Annotated in this window: 5 protein-coding genes and 1 pseudogene; 2 read left to right on the forward strand and 4 right to left on the reverse strand. The window is 69.8% G+C overall.

Annotated elements, in window-relative coordinates:
• Positions 1 to 88: 88 nt before the first annotated feature.
• Together ACWDAK_RS40315 and ACWDAK_RS40320 are read right to left on the reverse strand one after the other, a co-directional pair.
• Positions 89 to 466, reverse strand: a pseudogene (locus ACWDAK_RS40315) (aldo/keto reductase); the annotation flags it as partial.
• A 428-nt stretch (positions 467 to 894) separates the two neighbouring features.
• A complete protein-coding gene (locus ACWDAK_RS40320; RefSeq protein ID WP_344640966.1) occupies positions 895 to 1,794 on the reverse strand; it encodes an aminoglycoside phosphotransferase family protein in 900 nt (299 codons plus the stop codon).
• A gap of 263 nt (positions 1,795 to 2,057) precedes the next feature.
• Between ACWDAK_RS40320 and ACWDAK_RS40325 the strand changes: the two genes are divergently transcribed.
• The gene (locus ACWDAK_RS40325) at positions 2,058 to 3,059 is read left to right on the forward strand and encodes an alpha/beta hydrolase (protein ID WP_427396267.1); all 1,002 of its coding nucleotides are present in this window, start codon (positions 2,058 to 2,060) and stop codon (positions 3,057 to 3,059) included.
• Positions 3,060 to 3,451: 392 nt separating this feature from the next.
• Positions 3,452 to 3,775: a DUF1330 domain-containing protein gene (locus ACWDAK_RS40330; protein WP_427396266.1), complete on the forward strand. Its 324-nt coding sequence runs from the start codon at positions 3,452 to 3,454 to the stop codon at positions 3,773 to 3,775.
• 187 nt (positions 3,776 to 3,962) lie between these two features.
• Here the strand turns inward: ACWDAK_RS40330 and ACWDAK_RS40335 are convergent, their stop codons facing one another.
• Together ACWDAK_RS40335 and ACWDAK_RS40340 are read right to left on the reverse strand one after the other, a co-directional pair.
• Positions 3,963 to 4,511: a GNAT family N-acetyltransferase gene (locus ACWDAK_RS40335; RefSeq protein WP_427396265.1), complete on the reverse strand. Its 549-nt coding sequence runs from the start codon at positions 4,509 to 4,511 to the stop codon at positions 3,963 to 3,965.
• 204 nt (positions 4,512 to 4,715) lie between these two features.
• A complete protein-coding gene (locus ACWDAK_RS40340) occupies positions 4,716 to 5,684 on the reverse strand; it encodes a GlxA family transcriptional regulator (RefSeq protein WP_344640963.1) in 969 nt (322 codons plus the stop codon).
• Between the last annotated feature and the right edge of the window lie 158 nt (positions 5,685 to 5,842).

Here is a 5,842-nt window from a genome sequence, read left to right on the forward strand (position 1 = left end):
TCGACACACCCAATCCAACGCCACCGGGGCGGCCTTGGACACCGTTCCCGGGCCCGAACCATTCGATTCAACGACCCGCGAAGTACGGGCCTAGCTGACGCAGGTTCTCCTCGACCTGCCCACGCAGCTGATCGGGCCTGGCCGTGGGCAGCCACTCACCCGACGGGTCCCGCCCCGGTCCCACCTTGGTGACGATCACCAGGTCGTCGGGGTAGGGCGCCAACGCCCGATTGATCAGCTCATTGGCAGACCGCAGCGGTGAGAAGTAGAACGCGGCGGTGTCGATGTGGTTCACACCGCGCTCGACCGCGCTCCGCAGGACCCTGACCGCGAGATCGCGGTCGATCGGGGCTCCGGCGGAATTTCCGGCCATCCCGTTCCCGGTCAGCCTCATCGCGCCGAAACCGAGGCGGTTGACTTCCCGGTCCCCCAACTTCCAGGTACCCGAAGCCGCTGCGGTAACCAGACCTGACTCCACCCTTGAACCACTCCCCGCGGTTTTCGAAGCGCCCCCCCAGGGGCGCTGATCCTTTGAACCTCCCAGCGGCCGCTCCCGCCGCCACCAGGCCCGATCCAGGAGTATGGGGCTCTGCCGGTGCAGTGAGAAGGCTTGTCCGGTCGGCGAAAGGTCACACCGCCGGCGGGAACGAATCGCCACCGCACCGCCGTTGGAAAGTACGTGAACGCCGCGCAGGAGGTTCGGCGCGAATCACCCCGTATCGACTGGTATCCATACTCGCCAACACAACCTCCGTGTACGTGCCTTCGCCGCACCGGAGCTCGGCTCGAGTTGGCCGACTGGGGTTGCGGCTCCTCACCTGCGCAACGGACAGACGGCCTGCGGCCCCGCTCTTCGAGGCGGGGCGCACCACCGACCTTCCGGCGCAAGGCCGTTCAGGCCAGCATCTCCGCCAGCTGGTCGGTGGCCTGGACGAGCCACGCCGGCTCGCCGTACTCACGGCCCCAGTGAGCGGCCGTCACCGCGCGGGCCTGGGCCCAGCGGCGGGCCCGCTCGCGGTCGATCCCGGCAGCCTCGGAGAAGGTGGCCAGCCGGCGTAGCAGGGCCGCCTTCAGGTCGTCGGCGGCAAGCAGTTCCTCGAACCGGCTGCGGAGCAGGGTGATCGCGTCGTAGGCCGGGTCACCGACATATCCCTTGGGATCGATGGCCAGCCAGGGTTCCCGCTCGCCCCGCAACACGTTCCCGTAGTGGAGGTCGCCATGGACCAGCGTGTCCGGCTGTTCCTTGCCGAGCTCCCGGACGGTCGCGACCGCGGCGTGCACCACATGCCGCGGCAACGGGGAGGGGAGCCGCTCGGCGTCGCTCCGGAGCTTCTCCTCCCAGTTCTCGGCCTGATCGCAGAGCCGCGGCAGACCGGGCGGAGCCTGGACGGCCAGTCTACGGGCGAGCTGCCCGGCCACGGCGACGGCCTCGTCGACGTCGTCGAGATCAGCCAGGCTGCCGTCCTCGGCCTGCTCCAGCAGCATGGCGAACCGGGCGTCATCCCGTCTGTGCAGCAGCACGGCGCCGCGTCCGCCCCACGCCGCGAAGGCGTCGGGTTCGTGAACGTTGCCAGGATGCGGGAAGGAGACCTTCAGTACGGCCGACGTCCCGTCATCCCGCCGCACCCGCACGACTACCCCCACCTGGCCATGCCTGATCGGCGTCGTGGGCGTGCAGTTCCAGCGCTGGAGTAGTTCATCGAGAAGCCCGGGCAGCGACTCGATCCAGACCCGGCCGCGCTCGCCCTCCCGTGCGACGGTGCTCTGCGCGAATATCTCCGGTATTTCGATCACCACAGCACACTGCCCATGCCTCGTCCTGCCGACGGGTGGTGACAGGTAGTGATCCCCGTGGCGTGCCGATGGATGCGGTATGCGCAGGGTGGGGGCTGAGCGGCGAGCGAACGGCGCCGGGGGCGTCCCTGAGTCGGTGCGCGTGGCAGTGGCTCGAGGGGATCGCGTTCCCCACGGGCGCGGCCAGACTGACAAGATGTCCTGGTCGGGATGCCGCCTGGCATCCCTCGCCAAGGGGAGGTCCTGTCGTGGGTGTTGGTGGAATGCCGCCTGAGCACGGCCCTGCCTCGACGGCTCGGCCCGCACCTCCCTTCGACCCGGAGCTGCGGACCGTGCTGGCAGCCATGGGAGAGGAGGCGAAGGAGCCCGTCACCCTGGATGGCCTCGCTGCCAGGCAGAACCGGGATGCTGTGGCCCGGCCCAGACCGACGATTCGGGAGCTCCAGGCCGACGACCGGTTCGAGGTGGAGGAGTTGCGTGCGCCGGTACGGGACGGGAGCGAGGTCAGGCTCGTCAGCGCACGTCCCGCCGGGATCGCCGGGCCCCTGCCGCTCCTGTACTACATGCACGGCGGTGGGATGATCATGGGCAATGCAGGGTCCGTCGTTCCGCGGCTGCTTCGCGAATGGGCTCTCCCGCTGCAACTGGCCGTCATCTCCGTCGAGTACCGACTGGCGCCGCAGGCGCAGTACCCCATACCCGTGGAGGACTGCTATGCCGGACTCGTCTGGGCGGCTGATCACGCGGCCCGACTGGGCGTCGACGCGGACCGCATCATCGTCGGAGGGAAGAGTGCCGGCGGTGGACTCGCCGCAGCACTCGCCCTGCTGACGCGCGACCGCGGCGGGCCGGTTCCGATCGGTCAACTGCTCCTGAGCCCGATGCTCGACGACCGCAACAACACCTTCTCCAGCTACCAGATGGTCGGCCGCGACACCTGGGACCGGACCTCCAACGCGACCGCATGGCAGGCACTGCTGGGCGACCTGTACGGGGCTGCTGACCTGCCGCCCTACGCGGCCCCTGCTCGCGCCACGGATCTGTCCGAGCTGCCCCCGGCCTACGTCGAGGTCGGGTCGGCCGAGTCCTTCAGGGACGAGGCCGTGGCCTATGCCAACGCGATCTGGCAGGCCGGCGGCGAGGCCGAACTGCACGTATGGCCCGGCGCCTTCCACGGGTTCGACACACTCGCACCGCAGGCCGTCCTCAGCCAAGATGCCCGCGACGCCCGCTCCCGCTGGCTCCGGCGGATCATCGGACGATGAACCTCCTCCGGCTCGACGGTCCTGGCCGGGAAGGTCAACCGCCTTGCTCGATCAGGACGTTGGCGCGGAAGACACGGGCGGGACAAGCAAGCCTGCCGGTGAAGGACGGCACCCGAACCAGCCCCACAACCCGCTCCACGCGGCTCTGCCAACAACTGCACGAGCCATGGGCCGCGAGTAGAGCCGGGGGCAGCAAGCGGACCAGCCCTGCCCGCAGCCCCGGCAAGCCGTGCTGTGGGGCCGGGCAGTCGACATCCGGAGTCGACGACTGATAGGCGACTGATTCGCCGCTCGGGTGCCCAGGCATACCGTCGATGACGTGACGGGGAACGAGCGCGGATCCGCTCTCGCCACCCGGGCCCACCCATCACCAAGGACTACCGGAGGTCGTCATGCCCGCCTACGCCGTCGCCATCGTCCACCAGGTCGAGTTCGGCCCCGACATCGTGGAGTACCTCGAGCGGATCGACGCCACCCTGGAACCGTTCGGCGGCCGCTTCCTGGTGCACGGCGGCAATGTCGAAGCGGTCGAGGGCGGTTGGACCGGCGATCTGATCGTCATCGAGTTCCCCGACCGCGACCAGGTACGCGCCTGGTACGACTCGCCCGCGTACCAGGCGATCCTCAGACTGCGCACCGACCACATGACCGCGGACGTGTTCTTCGCCGACGGCCTGCCGGTGGGCTACAACGGCACCGATTCGCTCGGAAAGTGACGCAACATCAGATCGATCCACCGAGGGCCGGTGGTTGGCCGGCAGCTTGCTCTGCGGCTCGACCACGACCGTTGCCTGGCGTTGCTTCTGAACTGTCGCTGTACAGGGCCCGCACCGCGGTGAATCCGTTCCATGAGTCAAGTCGTCTCGCGAATCGAGGCGTTCGGCCGGTCCGCCGGTCGACCGCTCAGCGACCGTTCGGTTCGTCGTCCCAGCGCACCTCGGTCCGCGAACCGGTTTGCCAGTCCCGCCGCAGGATGCCGTAGCCGATCGAGTCGTACAGCGTGCCGTCCTGGTCGGGCCAGGCCTCGCGGTAGTGCGCCTCCTTGACGTAGCCGCCGCGGCGGAACGCCCGCCGCATCGGCTCGTTGTCCTGGCGCGTGGTGCCCTCGATCCGCGTGACGTCCGCGAACTCCGAGAAGACGTACCCGGTCAGCCATTGGAGCGCCCGGCCGCCCACGCCACGGCCCCGGTGCGCGGCGCCGATCCGCAGATCGAAGACGGGCGCGTCGTCGTCCAGGTCCTCCAGCCGGATCAGGCCGACTCGCTCGCTGTCCTCGCCGATCCAGAAGCTCCGGGACGACTCGCCGTCGTAGTACCCCTCCGCCAGCTTCGTCCGGACGGTCTCCTCGGTCAGCGAGGCGAACACATGGAAGGGCCACACCTCACCAGCCAGGAACGCGACCAGCTGGCCGGCATCCGCCTCGGTGTCGAGCCGCTCGTACACAACAGTCATCCGACCGCCCCTCCTCCGTTCGCCCGCAGCGGGCGGCAGTACCGACATCGGAGATCCAACAGCCAGCGGTAGGCCGCCTGCCAACGGTTTTCTCACGTGTGCGGCGCCGGAGATGGGCAGGCTCCCCCGTTTACCGGCACCGGACAGGCGGCGGCCGACCACCGGCCGGGCAGCCGTCTCCACCCCCTACCGGCTGTCGCCCGGTCAGGGGTGGTGGCTGCGACGGTGCTGGCCCGCGGTGCGGCCGGTGCGTTCTCGCAGCAGGATGCCCAGGGTGTTGGCGTTCTCGTAGCCGACGCGATGGGCGATGGCGTCAATCGGCTGGGCCGTGGTGCGCAGCAGGTGGACGGCCTGTTCGATCCGGAGGTCCTGGACGAAACGCACCGGTGAGGTGCCCAGGACGGCGCGGGTGGTGCGTTGGAGGGTGCGTTCACTGACACCGAGGGCATCGGCCGCGTCCTTGATGGCCAGGGGTTCGTGGAGGTGGTCGCGGACCCAGCGTTCGAAGGCGGCGACCGTCGGGTCGCTCTCGGCGAGGGTGGCGGTCATCGTGTGGGCTGCCTGGGAGGGGCGTTCGTCGATGACGAGGTAGTTGGCGACCAGGTCGCTCAGGGCCGGGCTGCGCCGGCGGACCAGGGTCAGCGCGAGGTCGACGTGCCCGAAGGCCGCACCTGCGGTCGTGATGCCGTCGCAGCTGGTCACCATGCGCTGCTGGTCGAGGGTCACCTTCGGGTATCGGCTGCGGAACAGCGGGGCGAGCCACCAGGTGGTGGTGGCTCGCAGGCCGTCCAGGATGCCGGCCTCCGCGAGCAGGAAGGTACCCGCGCAGGCGGAGGCGACGGGGGTACGTCGGGCACGGAAGTCGGCCAGCAACTCACGCGCCCGGGCCGTGTCGTCGCCGGCTGCCCAGCGCACCAGTTCCTCGGGCCGGCGTTCGGACACCGCCGGGACGAGCAGCAGGTCGCAGTCGGCGGCCTGCTCGACCGGGGCCACCTCGACCAGGTGCCCGGCACCGGTGCGGACCGTGCCGGTGAAACCGACCTTGGTGACCTGCCAGGGCGGTGGCGGCTTGGGCAGCCGCTCTCGCAGCTCGTTCGCGCAACTCAGCACGTCCAGGACGGCAGCCAACCCGGAATCGAACACACCCTCAAGCACCAGCACGGCGACACGCATGGCGGAAACGGTATCGGATCTGCCGGACGCGCCACTGCCCCGGGGGGCGTACGGCCCGTAGCTTCGTGGTGGCCCGCCCGCGAACCCTGGCCGATCCGGGACAGGACGGTCAGCAGGACGTTCCGCTCCAGGGACTGCGCCTCGTCCACGATCACGAA

The sequence above is a fragment of the Kitasatospora sp. NPDC001175 genome (assembly GCF_053598215.1).

Coding starts and splice junctions, on each gene's coding strand:
- ACWDAK_RS40325 (WP_427396267.1), top strand. CDS start 2,058: ATGCCGCCTGAGCACGGCCCTGCCTCGACGGCTCGGCCCGCACCTCCC.
- ACWDAK_RS40330 (WP_427396266.1), top strand. CDS start 3,452: ATGCCCGCCTACGCCGTCGCCATCGTCCACCAGGTCGAGTTCGGCCCC.
- ACWDAK_RS40335 (WP_427396265.1), bottom strand. CDS start 4,511: ATGACTGTTGTGTACGAGCGGCTCGACACCGAGGCGGATGCCGGCCAG.
- ACWDAK_RS40340 (WP_344640963.1), bottom strand. CDS start 5,684: ATGCGTGTCGCCGTGCTGGTGCTTGAGGGTGTGTTCGATTCCGGGTTG.